Here is a 14,149-nt window from a genome sequence, read left to right on the forward strand (position 1 = left end):
AACAGATCAATTTCTTTTGCAGCGAACAGCACTATGATAACCACGATTAACCCGACCCCGACTTACTCCTGATGAAGTGGATGTTAAAATACGCGTCCACACAGAAGATCCAGAGCTCGCGCTATGCGACCATATCCGTCCTTCGCGACCAAGACTCCCACCATACGAGCCTGTATCAGACACATAACCCGAGAGCATAAGATTAAATCCGCCACCGTTACAAAAAGTCTTACTAGCGCCTGATGCTGCGTAAGAACCCAATTTAACATCATAATTCTTCATGCTTTTTCCGTGTCCGTCAACAGTATTCCTAGCCACGTCAGGCACCAGCCTCCAGCTAACATCCCAAGCTGTAGGTTTAAATTCATTGCGCGTATAGAGCCCTGTTTGTTCATTTGCTATGGCTTCTTCCAGATCGTTCCATTCCTTGTCGCTGGGCAAATGCCAGCCTTCGGGGCATACACCTTGCTTGCCCACTTGCTCCACATTGGCGGGAATGGGATTAGGTCCACTAGTCGACTCTGCGGACTCTCCTTCATTCTGGGCATTTTGCTTGCCATCAAATCCTCCTTTACCGTTAGTAGCTGCCGCCCAAGTATAGACTAATCCGAGTTCGGGGTATTTATCCGCATTCAACAAACTAGGATCGAGTGCAGGATAGTAATAAGATTTAGGAATAGCACCACCGGTGCCAGGCGTTACTAAATCGTCAGCAGGCTTATTCACCCCCAGATTATCGGCATAGGTAGTAGCCCGAAGATTAGCCAACATCCATGTACCTGCCGACCCAAATGTACGGATAGGATATTTTATGCGCTCTTTCGTTACACCATCGGCAAACGTACGCACATCTTCAAAATATTCGATTTCAGGTTGCAAATATTGCCATTCAGTACCCATCCAAGCATATAAGCCGGGGCATATCCCCCTACTCTCGACAGGGTTATAAACCACAAGCCCCACATGCTCGGCAGGATCGGGGCGCACCGCTTGACCTTTATTTATATCGGCTAAGCTAGTAAGATCTGTTATTGTTACACGCGGCATAAGCAAGCCCTTGGTAGAATTTCCATCGGGTAGGTTTTGAAGTTGTAGCAAAGCGCCTTTTTGAGGAGCGCGATCAATACCAATTGTTACCTGAGCACTGAGTGCTACCGGCAACAGCAATAATGCCATAAAAAACAGTTTTGTAAGACGCATAGTGTGTTGTTTATCCTAAATATACAAAATGACCTATTTGACTACAAGAAAGGAAGACAAACAGAATACATTATTATAGCCCCCAAAATAAGGCAGATAATAATGGATAAAACTGAAGTTTTATTGAATTGTGTTGAGTGATCCTATTAATATCAAACAAATACAAATATCATAAAAAAACATGACTCCACAAAAAAAGAGAGTTTAAATAGCGTTAAACCCACTCAATAGGGACAAACAGCAGCACAAAGCAGAATACAACGATTAAGGAGGCAAAAAAGGCTCACAAATGAGACTGCGAGCCAATACACCTTTTTTATTTGTAAATATTTTAATAATACCAGCTAGAATTACGAAAGATAAATATATGACAATTCCCAAAAGCAAATAAACATCTGCTTTTGGAAATTAATGTCGAGTAGTGTTTAGAGTAAGTTTTTCTAAGTGTTAGTGTTACTTAAGTTAGTCAGGTTGGGAAGTCGAATGTTTGGCATTTTTATTACATAAAAAACAACCAAATCTAAAACAAGTAAATTTCAAAATATTAGCATCCAAAACATCAATATTTGCCAACTTCCTCGTTTCATCTCCTTATCAAGAGCAAATATAAGCTTTACTTTTAATAATACAAGCAAATAATATAATTATTTAATCAATTACACAAAATAACCAATATTTATACGCACAATGCACTTTTATATTAACAAAAACAAGTTAAACTATATAGATATAAATAAAATCTATAAACATACATAGCATAATAATTCAGAGTAAACTTAGTGAATATTTAAAGATAATTACAATGAGATCATCCTAATATCTTAAGGTATTTGCCTCCGCCATTTCGATGCTAGAGCCACTCTTTGGGTTTGGAACAGAAGGAAAACGAGATCGGCATAAGCCTTTCTAAAAATTTCACAGATTATTATCCCGCTCTTCATATCATACACACGCTTATTTATGCTTATAACTAAAGAGAACGAGTAATTGAATTACTCGTTCTCTCAAATTCTCAAAGGTATTATAGAAGTATGATTACAACTTCAGATTGTTCTTCCTTACAAAATCGGCTATCTCGGGATCGAGTGCCACGCGGTATGCCTTCGACGGATCGAGCTGGACAGCGCGTTGTAAATGTTGCATTGCCTCTTCGTCTTTGCCTAAACGCATCGAAACCAGTGCAAGTATATATTCTGTATTACCATTCGGGGCAAGACCTTTTAAAATATCGTACGATTTGGCATTATATCCCATTGCAGCCAGACAAAGTGCTGTATTATAGTCGGGATAGTCTGCAAGTATCTCTATTGCTTTCCAATATTCTCTGTCGACTAACAACTGAAGCCCTTCTGCATATCCCGAACGTTCTTCGCGATTGACGGTCATTGCATCTTCCATACCCGGGCGATGCATATTGAATACAAAGTCCACTTTATTTAGTAACGGATAGATGGAATCGCGTATGATTTTGAAATCGGCAGGGAATTCTTTCTTTATATCGGCTTCGGTTGCATCCGGATTAACGGCCGTAGTCAGCATTTCCAAAATACGGTCTTTATTGACAATATCAGTTCTCTTGCGAATATTGGCAGCCAATGTGTTCCAGTCTTCGCCCATATTGTAAGTTTTGATAATCGTCTCGGCATTCATTTCAGGATAAGTCTTTACGAAATATTCTTTCAACGATTGCGAACGCTTCATTGTTTGCTCGGCATTATCGTCGAATGTACCATCCAATGAGTTCGAGACTGTCATTTCGATGCTGTCTACTACAAGTTTACCCTCGGTGGTAAATGTGCGGTAAGTATCCATCACCTTTGCCAGTTCGGCTTTATTATCTTTATAGTTGATATCGAAAGTTGTTTTTTTATCGGCAAATTTAAGATAAGCTGTCATGCGGTTAAACACATCACGGTATAGCTTAGTCTCTTTATGAGTAAGTGTTGTGTCGACCAATTGAGAGAGCGATGATACGAAATAGGCAAGCGTATCGCTTTTAGCTAAATGATACGAACTGCGGTCTATTGCATCCACCTTCCCACTCATAGTGATACGAACCTGTTTCAAGCCTACTGTTACAGGATAGTCTTGCGAATAGTAGTACAAGAAGTCTCTTCCTGCTACTACAATGCTATCGACACGTACACCTTGTTCGTATGGGAATGGCACAAGTTCGAGATATTTATCTTCCTTACGGGCACCTTTTATTTCGTTCTCGGCTATCTTGTCGAAGAAATAACGGTGTTTGGCAATCTGTACCGAATCGTTTTCTGTCATTATATCATTTGTGATATCAGCCAGTGTACGATCATTTTCGTATATATCTTCAAATTCGCGTGGAATAGATTTCAATTCTGTTTTATACTTCCATATTTCAGGAAGATCTTTTGTCTTCTTATTATATTTGCTCATATAACTTGCAAATATGCCTGTTGTATCTTTACCCAACGCCAGATCGCGCATAGCTTGCTCATTTGCCTCGCGTGCATGTTGGTGATAAAGATTGTCGCGCGCACCCACTTCTTTTATAATATAAGTTTCGTTACGCTTTTCGTGATCTCTCATCCATTTTTCGTAGGCCATTTGGCGACTCCACTCAGTATGGTATTTATCGTAGTAAAACGATTGGCGATTGGCAATATCTTTTGTAATATTCGCACGATCGAGAAATACACTATCGTAAGCCGATTTGCCAACGATCGATTTCACATAACTGTCGTAAGCTGCATGATCAGCCTTTTGCTTGTCGGCAAACTCTTGTCCTTTCAATACCACTTCTTGCAATGAAACGATAGAATCGTTGTGCAACAATTTGGGTGAAAGAGTCACACGCCATTTGCTCGAAATAAGTTCTTTGGGTACACGTACCATAAAATCGACGCTTACTTTTCCGTCACGTTCGGGTGTGAATCGCGAACGGGCAGTTACAACCACTTCCGTCAATTTATAGACTGTATCGGTGCCTACTTTTGTAGGATTATAATCTTCATCAAGATGATTGTCAGGGTTTACATAAGTAACCTCTTCCGAAACGACAGCTGCACCTGTGGTAGGATCGAACTTAATACCTTCTTGGCGTGGCAGTTCGATATTAGCACGTTTAGACTGCATGAACAATTCTTTGGTCAGGGCATCTTTATCCGATTTTGATATCTTGTAAGGGGTGTTCATTCCTCTGGCTTCACGCATTTGGCGTACCGAACGAGAACGGGATGAGGAACAAGACGAAACTAACATCATGGCGACCAGCACCATCGTAAATGTACTCAATACTGTTTTCAATGAGAAATAGTGTTTAATATATCTTTTCATTATAATAAATAAGAAGTTTGCGTAGTCATTTAATAAATGAGAGTGCAAAAGTAGTGATTTATAATTGAATAAAAATAGTTCATAATCTATTTTGTAGGAATTTATGATTTTTTGGGTGAAATATTGTTGTTTAAACTTGTTAATAATTAGACACATACACCCATCTAATCCCAGATACAGCGTATCTTATACGGCAAGCACTGATGATGTTAAGGAGCGTTTTAAAATCTTCTCTGTCATCCTGAAGCGGAAGCCCCTCCTTGGGAGGGGTTGGGGAGGCTAGGTAGATCCCTCACTGCGTATCGGGATGACAAAGTGTGATTAACTCATGACTTATCATTAATAACTCATAATTATTCCAAACACCTTCTTTGCATTCCTCCCCTTGGGGGAGGTTAGGAGGGGCTTCCGTTTCGGAATGACAGAGTGAATGGCAGTGAGAATGACAGTGCGAGACTATATATGTGATTGGCACGAAATCTCAACAAACGTTAACAATTGCCGATAGAAATTGAAGTCCATCTTTATATATACAGATTAACACACGGAAATTCGCCCGACGAACCTACGAACAACTTCACACTCCAGCCCAGCCGTCTACACTTGTCATTTCGTCCTGCACACGCAAAATATCTGATACTGCAACTCGTGGAGAAATTTTGATAGATTTAATAGCATCTACTAAGGCATCATTATCCACATTTACCGTATTATTTATTGCAGGCAATTCGCCGCCAGCCTCAAACATACGACGAAATGGCGGCTCATACACATGTGTGGCTTTTGTGAAATACGAATTAATATCCGTGGGAGTCAATTCCTTGCGTTGCGAATTAATATAGCGAACTAATCCCAGATTCTTATTTGTGGATTCACGATTCACTACATACTCGCCACCTTCTACTTCGATATTTGTGCCTTCTATGCGCATTCCGCCTTGCGAATGGCGCTTACCTCGTAGAAGCCCACCGTCTTCAAGTTTAGCCAGCTGCTTGGTCATAACTGAAACTTGTACTGCACCCGCAGCTCCCACTATCGCTGCGAGAATCGGACCCAGAATTGGCCCCAACCCCCATGCTTTTGTTACTCCTAATGCTGTATTTGCAACACCCTGAATAATATTTTGAGATAATTCGGTTTTTTTCTTTTGCTTTTCTTTCTTTGCAATCTCTTTCTCTTGCTTCTCCTTTGCTTTACTTAAGTCGTTCTCTTGTTGAGCCAATTGCTGATTTTTGGCCATCTCCTGATTGATTTGCTCTTGAAAAACAAGACTCTGTTCGCCACGTGCATTTTGAGCATTCCCTTCCAGTTCTTTAATTTTCTCGTCACTCTGCTTTCGCTCATCTACAACCTTACTATATTGTACAGATATTTGGTTATATTTCTCTTTCGCTTCATTCAACTGATCGCCGAGTATTGCATTTGTTGCGGAAAATATCGCATTTACTCCCGTCATTATATTATTGACGTACTCTTGCATTTTAGCTTGAAACTCTTTCCACGAGTCAATTTGTTTTTCAGTACTCTGCTTGGTATTTTCAACCATCGCAGCATTACCGGCAGATGTAGCTTCCACTACATCTGCAACAATCTCGATCTTCTCTTCTGCAACGGCTTTGACCGACTCAACGTCTTTTACTCGTAGTTGCGCTAATTCTTCCGACTTAGCATTTTCACTATCTACCTCATCAGCAACGGACTGCCTGATACTATTTTTCATATCCTCCTGCTGTTGCTTAGTCAGCTTTTTATTTGCCTCCTGATATTTCTTAGTTATAGCAACTCGTCTGTCATAACCTTCCACTATTACATCATTGCCTTTAGCAACATAAGTGGTATCGTCTATATCTGATGAAGCCACTCCGCCCACAGCTGCTATTTTTTCACGAGTTTGTTCTTTAATCCTAGCAATTTGCTGATCAGAATTTTTATTTGTCTGCGCATTTTCTTCTCTTAATTTATTATCTTTTATTACAGGGCTAGTAAAGATTGTTTCATCATTAATTAGTTTATTTTGAGCTAAGGATTTTAATCTTTCTTTATAAATTATGTCTAATGCAATAGATTCGTCCAACATTATCTGCATCAACTTTGATTTATTTTTCTCTGCTGTCAGAATCTCACGTTCTTTAAGTTTTATATACTCTTTGTTATGAGCATTCATAGCTTCTACCGAATAATGAATTGTTTTATCAAATTGCGAAACATACTCATCTGTTTCTTTCAATAACGCTTTCGAAACAAGCATAAATTCTTTATATGTTTCTATCGCAAGACCCACTTGTGGAATCATTTTCACAAGTGTAACTGCTCTGTTTTTGAAAACATCATACCACAAATTAGTTTCGGCCTCTCCTTTCCGTCTCTCTTTACTTTGATCTGATTGCAATGACCATAAATCTGATTGAGTTTTTATTGCCTTTTCTGTAATTTTATTGTTATCCTTGTGTAAAGTGTTAATGTTACCCATCATCACCCCCAACTCGCCAAGTTGTTTTTGCGAGAATCGGGTTTTAAGTCCAAAGGACTCCATAATATTGGCGCTAGAACTAAATAACTTATTTACTTTATCGGTATTAACAGATGTTTTCTCTATTCCACTAGCCATCTTCCCCATCGTAGTCTCTAATTCTCTGGCCGAAAGAAACAATATTTTCTGATTAGCTATTGTATTCTTTGTATTATTATCCAGCTCCTTTATAGTGTCTTTAAGTATTGCAGTTTCGCTATTCGCTTTAAGCACTCCATCGATTTTAAGTTCAAACTTCTTCATACACCTTTTTATTGTACAGATAAACTATTCTGTTTTCAATAAAAAAAGCGCCGGACTCTCACCCGGCGCTAATTGATCTTCTTTATCTTATATAATTATATTAAAAGGCAAAGAATTAATAATCTATTCCTTCTTCGCACCCATAAGTTTTGGCATATAATTCTGCTTTCTTAAAAATATTATAAACAAAAAACGAAACAACTAAAGGGATAAGGGGAAATAAGAATATTAAAACGAATAGAGCATACCCAAAAGCCGAAAGCCCGCCTACATAATCACCTTCGAATCGAGCTAGTCGCCATCCTACCAGAATATGAGCGACCAATAATACAAAATACAATATTGTCGAGCTAACAGTTGTAATGGTTGAAATAAGACTATATTCTATAAAAAACCAGTAAGATACAATAATCAGAAAACATATTGGCATGCAATAAATTATACATGATATGTTACCTCTAATATTGTTATATAAATCAAAATTCAACAAATGCTTATTCACCAGAAACAATAACCAACATGTGAGGATCATAATAATAGCAATTGCAACTGGAAAAAGCTGCATCAGCCCACTATCGTATTCTGCACTATATTCCGGCCAGCACAATCCTATTATCATTAATAATGTAACAAAAGGAATCGATAGTGATACCAATTTTGCTAATTTATAATTCTGTCTTACTACTAAAGGAAGATGCTCTTCTTCAACAAAAGCAGATATACGTTTCGTTGATTCGGTTTTTTCTATCTGAGGCGCTTCTTCTATTACCTGCTGAGGTTTGACATTCTGTACCCTAGGCTCTAAATTTTGTGCAGCATTTTCTATTATTGGCCGATCTGATGATGTATTTCCGACTAACCACTCATGACAAAAACGACATTTAAGAGCCGTTTCCTGTATAGTTTCTGCGCAGTAAGGACATAGTTTTGTTGACATTCTTTAGTTTTGGCTTATTTCTGCAAATATATAAAAAACAAGTGAATTTTATTTTCATTTCGATAGGCAAATAATATAAATCTACCTACCCTACCCAACTTCAACTCAGTTATATATCGATGAGCAAATAAAATCCCTTATGGCATCTTTGAGTATTACAGTCTCGCTATTTGCTTAAACTATTCTATGTTCAATAAAAAAAGCGCCGGACTCTCACCCGGCGCTAATTGATCTTCTTTATCTTATATAATTATATTCAAAGGCAACTAATTAATAATCTTCCCCTTCCTCATACCCATAAGTTTCGGCATATATTTCTGCTTTCTTAAAAATGTTGTAAGCAAAAAACGGAACTACAAATGGAATAAAAAATGGAGACAAAATCATCAATAAGAACAGGGCGTAGCCGAAGGCCGAAATTCCGCCTACATAATCACCCTCGAACCGTGCTAGTCGCCATCCTGTTAAAACATGAGTAACTAATAGTACGGCATATAAAATGAGCACAATTATGATCAGAATTGTAGAATCTATACTCACTAACTCACCGAGTATAAACATAAATATCAGAAAACAGGTTGGCATACCATATATTAAACACGATATATTACCTCTTATATTATTGTATAAATCAAAATTCAACAAGTGTTTATTCAGCATGTATAACAACCAAACGGTAAGACCGACAGTAAGACTAACCAAGAATAACATAGACCAGCCTTCAAACGTGGAATAATTATCTGCATCCAACGAGTAAACTCCAATTGTAATTAATAACATAGCAAAAGGAATCGATAGTGATACCAATTTTGCTAATTTATAATTCTGTCTTACTACTAAAGGAAGATGCTCTTCTTCAACAAACACAGGCATACGCTTTCTTGATACAGCTTCTTCAACCTGAGATGCTATTGGCGGGGGAACAGTAATGATTTTTTCGGCCACGGGCGCTTCTTCTATTACAGGCTCAGGCTCCACATTCCGTACAGCAGGCTCTGCATCCTGCGTAACAGTTTCGATATTCTGCACAGTAGGTTCTACATCTTGCACAGCAGGCTCTGCTTCTTGTACAATAGGTTTGATATCCTCCATAACAGGTTCCAACTCCTGCACAGTAGGTTCTAAATTTTGTATAACAGGTTCTATAATTGACTGAGCTGGTGTTGCGTTTTCGCTCAACCACTCGTGACAAAAACGACATTTAAGAGCCGTTTCCTGTATAGTTTCTCTACAATAAGGACATAGTTTTGTTGCCATTTCTTAGTTTTAGGTTATTTCTGCAAATATATACAAAACAAGCGATTTTTATTTGATAACAATGTTAATAGTAATCTTTTAACTTATCTCTGACAAACACAACACTCAACACACTGTTTTATAAATAGATAAATTAAAACAAATCACTCCTTCGCATAATACTTTACCCAATCTATTTTCATCTCTACAGGCAAATGATTCGGGTCTACCTTTCCTACCCAACTTCCGCCCAATTGCATATCGATGAGCAAATAAAATTCGTCGTCGAAAGGAAATTGCCCCTCCTTCTCGGTTTCGATACGCGGATAAGCAAACGTGCGGTTGTCATTCACAAAAAACACAAGGCTGTCGGGGTGCATTTCGAGGGCATATACATTATAATCATTCCTATTCAATTTGTTTGTGCCACCATTTGCAGGATCTTTTACGCCAAGCGTATAGGTAAAATGCGTATGCACTGTCTGATAAGCAATACTGTCGAAATTAAGATGTTCCATAACATCTATCTCTCCACCTTTGGGCCATGGCACATTTTGCGACAACAGCCAGATAGCGGGCCATGCACCTGTCGCCTCATCGAGTTTAGCCTTGATCTCTATTCTCCCATAACGAAACCCTACTTTGTCTTTTGTCCACACACCACCTGTAAGGTAAGGAACTGTATCCGATTGTCGGTCGGGGTTAACAATCCCTTTCAGAACTAAATTGCCATCCCTCATTTCGTAACACGAATCGGAAAAAGACATATAGTTTTGCCAGTCTGCCGTACCTCTCGGTATCCTGCTCCATCGGGAAGTATCGAGATTAGCACCATCAAAATCTTCTTCCCAAACCAGTTGCCATTTGTCTTTTTTAGTAACATGGGTGAAGGATGAGGTAATTAACACACAAATCAATGGAAGTACAATCTGTAATGACTTTTTCATAGGTATCGATTTTAATGAAAATATTTAAGGATATAAACAAAGATAAGGTATTTAAGAAACAAAAAGAAACTTAGGTTCATTCCTACTCTTCCTTATAGAGTGAAAAGCAGTTGAGGAAAATAACACATAAACAATTAACATAAAAAGAGTTATATACAACATACCAAAGAAATGCACCGAAACATTTACTATAATATTTTGTTATAACAACAGGCTTAATTAAATTAGTTTAATATCACGAAGAAGTTATTATTATTTTTTATCTCTGTATTCGCATTTACTGCTCTAGTGAAAGCACAAAATGATTGTATGTCGTTCTTTCCTACCAACAAAGGAGCTATTCTTATCAGCAAAAGTTATGATGCAAAAGACAATCTGCTAAGCACTATGACTTATCGAATTCTTAAATCGTCTCATGAATACATTGCAGGAGAAGATCTGCAAATCGGCTTTGTAATGACTGATGCCAAAGACAATGTTATCGACTTGGGAAATCTGGAAGCACGCTGCGATGGCGAAAGTTTCTTTTTGAGTATGGTAAACAGAAATATGACACCCGATGTAATGGATCTTTTGGGAGAAGACACAGAACTGGTTGGTGATTTTTTGGATTATCCTAACATTAATCCCGATTCGCCTTTCGATGGAAATTTTGCTATGAATGGTGGTGAATTTACTGTTCGTTCAAAAACAGACAAAAGTGAGTTTATGAAAGTAACGGTTTATAATCGCCAATATGAGAAAGACGAAAAGATAACAACTCCGGCTGGGACTTTCGATGCATCCAAAATAACATTCACATTCGATGTCTATAAAGATAAGAAGACTACAACTTACAGTGGTGCAGAATGGTTTGCCGATGGTGCAGGAATAGTACGTTCGGAAACTCGTGACAGCAAAGACAATCTGATCAACTATACCGTACTTACTATATTGCAAAACAAATAAGATATTAGGTTAGATTGCTAGGTATAAAAGACACAGGCTATCATAGTCTGTGTCTTTCTTGTGTCTAGTAGGTCGTGAGTAGTGGCTACTATAACAAAAAAACACAAACCATCACGGCTTGTGTTTTTTCAAAATAAGAAATCGTTTAACTAATACAAGAGATCAAGTCCTCTTTCCGAAATAAAACCCACTATCGAAACCTTTTTTAGCCGAACCGCTGTTGGCCGAGGTATCACAAGCACTGTCTATTGGTCGCCACAATGGGTAATCGCTACTGTTGCGCGAAAGGAAATCGATCAATTGGTTTTTAAGCACATCGGCATCGTCTTTTATCCATCGGCGAAGCTGTGCTATATCGCTAATATCTACACTCTTGCTATTTTCGCTCTCGCGAACGGTCACCCCTTTGTTTACTATTGCCGCCCAATGAAAGGGCAATGCCTGATAGACGGCATAGAACGACAGTGCAGGAGCTATTTTCAAGATAAGGTCGCTGTTGTGAGGCGTGAGTATGTTGCCCGTAATCTGTGCTTGAAGTTCATTCATCAGCGGTTCGCCCAACACATGTTCGATATGTAGCTCTTGTGCGATGCTGATATATGGCACAAATTCGGTGATATCGGTATTGTACGTCACCGGAGAATGTTGCTTGAAAAGCGTTTCGTTTATTAATGGTGTATTCATATTTGCTGAATTTGAGCCCCTCCTTACCTCCCCCAAGGGAGGAATCAGAGAGAGTATTATGGATTAATCATGAAAGATAAGTTCTGAATTTTGCACTATCTGTCGTTCTCATTGTCATTCCGAAACACAGGAGCCTCGCCACCCTCTCCCAAGGAGCCCCCTAATCTCCCCAAGGGGGACTTTATTATTCGTCTCTGTCATCCCGAACTGAAAGGAGGGATCTTAGCCTCCCCAACCCCTCCCAAGGAGGGGCTCTTTGTATACTCTCTTTGTATTCCTCCCCTCAGGGGAGGTTAGGAGGGGCTTTCAGATCGGGATGACAGGGGCGACGGCAGGTAGCTGCAACTCATAATTATTCTAAACACCCTCTTTGCATTCCTCCCCTTGGGGGAGGTTAGGTGGGGCTAACTGGTCGGAATGACAGAGAGAGGAATTAAATCCCCCCTTGGGGAGATAAGGGAGCTGCCTTTGGAGGAGTTGGGGAAGCGACTATATCCAGATCGTCTATCTCTAACTTCGCATATCCGTTGTTGATAACGAACTGGCTTAGTGTATCGAGTATCTTACGTCGTAGTTTATGAATCACAGTACTGTTATATAACATATAAGCATTGACAATTTCGCTGGCATTCCCGCTCAGATTGCCCGATCCCGACAGACCTGCCAATGTAGGCGAAGTGAGGCGATGAGCCGATATAATTTTCTGGAAGATAATTTCATCTACATTATTATACAGATCGGCATTATTACTTGCTACATACGATGTCACAACAGGTTTTATCTCCTGACTTTCGCCCCATAAGACAACGATGCTGCTTGCCCCGTTAGTTCCGGCATACGAACTTTCTATATCGTGCTGAAACTGTTCTTTTTCGCTATCAGCCGGATTACTCGGCATGGTAATAATAGTTGAGGGAACAAAACCGTTATTGATAGAGTTACGATAGAATTTGCCCAGCAACCCATCTGCTTCTATATAGCTCAATGCCAAATAGTATTGTGGAATGGGATAATAATCGAGACTCGGCTCATAGTCTTTGTAGTAATAGAGATAAGGAACACCCTTGCCCATCTCTTCTGCACCGTATGCTCTTATTTCGACGGGAGCATACTTGCCTGTGGTCTTTCGCCAGTCGTTAGACAAGAAGAAACTCAGGTTTGCTCCATATTCGTTGACTTGTCCGACCCGTATTTTACTGAAATCGGTATGATAAATGCTTACCGTTTTACCATTCTCGTTGAGGATTACCTGAAAACAAAATCCGCCAAAGGTGACATAATCTTTTGCTGTTTTTTCTATTAACGCATCCCAGTCGTCCGATGGATTGGGTTGTCCGTAATACGCAGAATCTTTGACTCCTCTTCCACAGATATAAGTTACTTTATTTTCTATCACAGCCTTGTTGATAGCCGACTCGTTGTTGAGTTCGATAATACGTTGCGGCAGAAGATTGTCGCGATCGTAGCTGATCCAGCCTTTCGTGTTTTTGGTGAAGGTTGGATAACTTTTTATGGTTTCCGATAGTTTGATAACTGAGTAATTGACTGCTTTTTCCATGTGCTTATGATTGGATTTTTACTGATAGATAAATCCGATATTTTCTCATGGAGTTTTTTAACATTTAAATTTACTGTGGCCGAGATAAAGGCAGAATTAATTATTTCGTTGTTTTGTCATTTCGAAACGAAAGCCCCTCCTAACCTCTCCCAAGGGGAGGAATGTAGAGAGAGTGTTTCGAATGATTATGAGTTATGTGTAATCACTCTTTGTCATTCCGAACTGCAAAGAGGGATCTGCCCAGCCTCCCCAACCCCTCCCAAGGAGGGGCTCTCGTATACTCTCTTTGTATTCCTCCCCTTGGGGGAGGTTAGGAGGGGCCCTCAGTTCGGAATGACAGAGAACGTAGCATAACAGAAAATGAAAGAAAGATCTTATTGTTTTTTCTTTGTAGGTTTTCTTTTTGTATTATGTATTATTTATATTATTAACCCGTGGTGCATTTAGGGAAATAAAAAAGAAGTTGCTCATTATCAAATAAATGATTACATTTAATTGTCTGACAAACGATTAAATATGATGAGCAACTTCACTCGAAATTACGAAAAAATATT

9 protein-coding genes are annotated in these 14,149 nt (G+C 39.0%); 1 reads left to right on the forward strand and 8 read right to left on the reverse strand.

Going from position 1 to position 14,149, the window contains the following annotated elements:
• Positions 1-6: 6 nt before the first annotated feature.
• The 6 genes from G7Y56_RS16145 to G7Y56_RS16170 form a co-directional block, all read right to left on the reverse strand.
• The gene (locus G7Y56_RS16145) at positions 7-1,176 is read right to left on the reverse strand and encodes an FISUMP domain-containing protein (protein WP_165045155.1); all 1,170 of its coding nucleotides are present in this window, start codon (positions 1,174-1,176) and stop codon (positions 7-9) included.
• A gap of 1,059 nt (positions 1,177-2,235) precedes the next feature.
• Positions 2,236-4,512 carry a tetratricopeptide repeat protein gene (locus tag G7Y56_RS16150; RefSeq protein ID WP_165045157.1) on the reverse strand — a complete coding sequence of 759 codons (2,277 nt, stop codon included), beginning with the start codon at positions 4,510-4,512 and terminating at the stop codon, positions 2,236-2,238.
• A gap of 577 nt (positions 4,513-5,089) precedes the next feature.
• Positions 5,090-7,285, reverse strand: a complete 2,196-nt coding sequence (locus G7Y56_RS16155; protein ID WP_165045159.1) for a hypothetical protein — start codon at positions 7,283-7,285, stop codon at positions 5,090-5,092.
• Positions 7,286-7,400: 115 nt separating this feature from the next.
• A complete protein-coding gene (locus tag G7Y56_RS16160; RefSeq protein ID WP_165045161.1) occupies positions 7,401-8,222 on the reverse strand; it encodes a hypothetical protein in 822 nt (273 codons plus the stop codon).
• A gap of 270 nt (positions 8,223-8,492) precedes the next feature.
• On the reverse strand, positions 8,493-9,479 hold the full coding sequence (locus G7Y56_RS16165; RefSeq protein WP_165045163.1) for a hypothetical protein: 987 nt from the start codon (positions 9,477-9,479) through the stop codon (positions 8,493-8,495).
• 143 nt (positions 9,480-9,622) lie between these two features.
• Positions 9,623-10,405 carry a glycoside hydrolase family 16 protein gene (locus G7Y56_RS16170; RefSeq protein ID WP_165045165.1) on the reverse strand — a complete coding sequence of 261 codons (783 nt, stop codon included), beginning with the start codon at positions 10,403-10,405 and terminating at the stop codon, positions 9,623-9,625.
• Positions 10,406-10,693: 288 nt separating this feature from the next.
• Between G7Y56_RS16170 and G7Y56_RS16175 the strand changes: the two genes are divergently transcribed.
• Positions 10,694-11,353: a hypothetical protein gene (locus G7Y56_RS16175; RefSeq protein WP_165045167.1), complete on the forward strand. Its 660-nt coding sequence runs from the start codon at positions 10,694-10,696 to the stop codon at positions 11,351-11,353.
• A gap of 162 nt (positions 11,354-11,515) precedes the next feature.
• Here the strand turns inward: G7Y56_RS16175 and G7Y56_RS16180 are convergent, their stop codons facing one another.
• Both G7Y56_RS16180 and G7Y56_RS16185 read right to left on the reverse strand, forming a co-directional pair.
• Positions 11,516-12,037: a DUF6712 family protein gene (locus G7Y56_RS16180; RefSeq protein ID WP_165045169.1), complete on the reverse strand. Its 522-nt coding sequence runs from the start codon at positions 12,035-12,037 to the stop codon at positions 11,516-11,518.
• Between the two features lie 433 nt (positions 12,038-12,470).
• Complete coding sequence (locus tag G7Y56_RS16185; RefSeq protein ID WP_165045171.1) at positions 12,471-13,595, reverse strand: phage portal protein; 1,125 nt, start codon at positions 13,593-13,595, stop codon at positions 12,471-12,473.
• Positions 13,596-14,149 lie beyond the last annotated feature (554 nt).

This window comes from Dysgonomonas sp. ZJ709 (assembly GCF_011039195.1).
GTDB lineage: Bacteria > Bacteroidota > Bacteroidia > Bacteroidales > Dysgonomonadaceae > Dysgonomonas.

Bases quoted from the DNA above. Each gene is read 5' to 3' on its own strand.
- G7Y56_RS16165 (WP_165045163.1), bottom strand. From the start codon at position 9,479: ATGGCAACAAAACTATGTCCTTATTGTAGAGAAACTATACAGGAAACG.
- G7Y56_RS16170 (WP_165045165.1), bottom strand. From the start codon at position 10,405: ATGAAAAAGTCATTACAGATTGTACTTCCATTGATTTGTGTGTTAATT.
- G7Y56_RS16180 (WP_165045169.1), bottom strand. From the start codon at position 12,037: ATGAATACACCATTAATAAACGAAACGCTTTTCAAGCAACATTCTCCG.
- G7Y56_RS16145 (WP_165045155.1), bottom strand. From the start codon at position 1,176: ATGGCATTATTGCTGTTGCCGGTAGCACTCAGTGCTCAGGTAACAATT.
- G7Y56_RS16185 (WP_165045171.1), bottom strand. From the start codon at position 13,595: ATGGAAAAAGCAGTCAATTACTCAGTTATCAAACTATCGGAAACCATA.
- G7Y56_RS16160 (WP_165045161.1), bottom strand. From the start codon at position 8,222: ATGTCAACAAAACTATGTCCTTACTGCGCAGAAACTATACAGGAAACG.
- G7Y56_RS16150 (WP_165045157.1), bottom strand. From the start codon at position 4,512: ATGAAAAGATATATTAAACACTATTTCTCATTGAAAACAGTATTGAGT.
- G7Y56_RS16155 (WP_165045159.1), bottom strand. From the start codon at position 7,285: ATGAAGAAGTTTGAACTTAAAATCGATGGAGTGCTTAAAGCGAATAGC.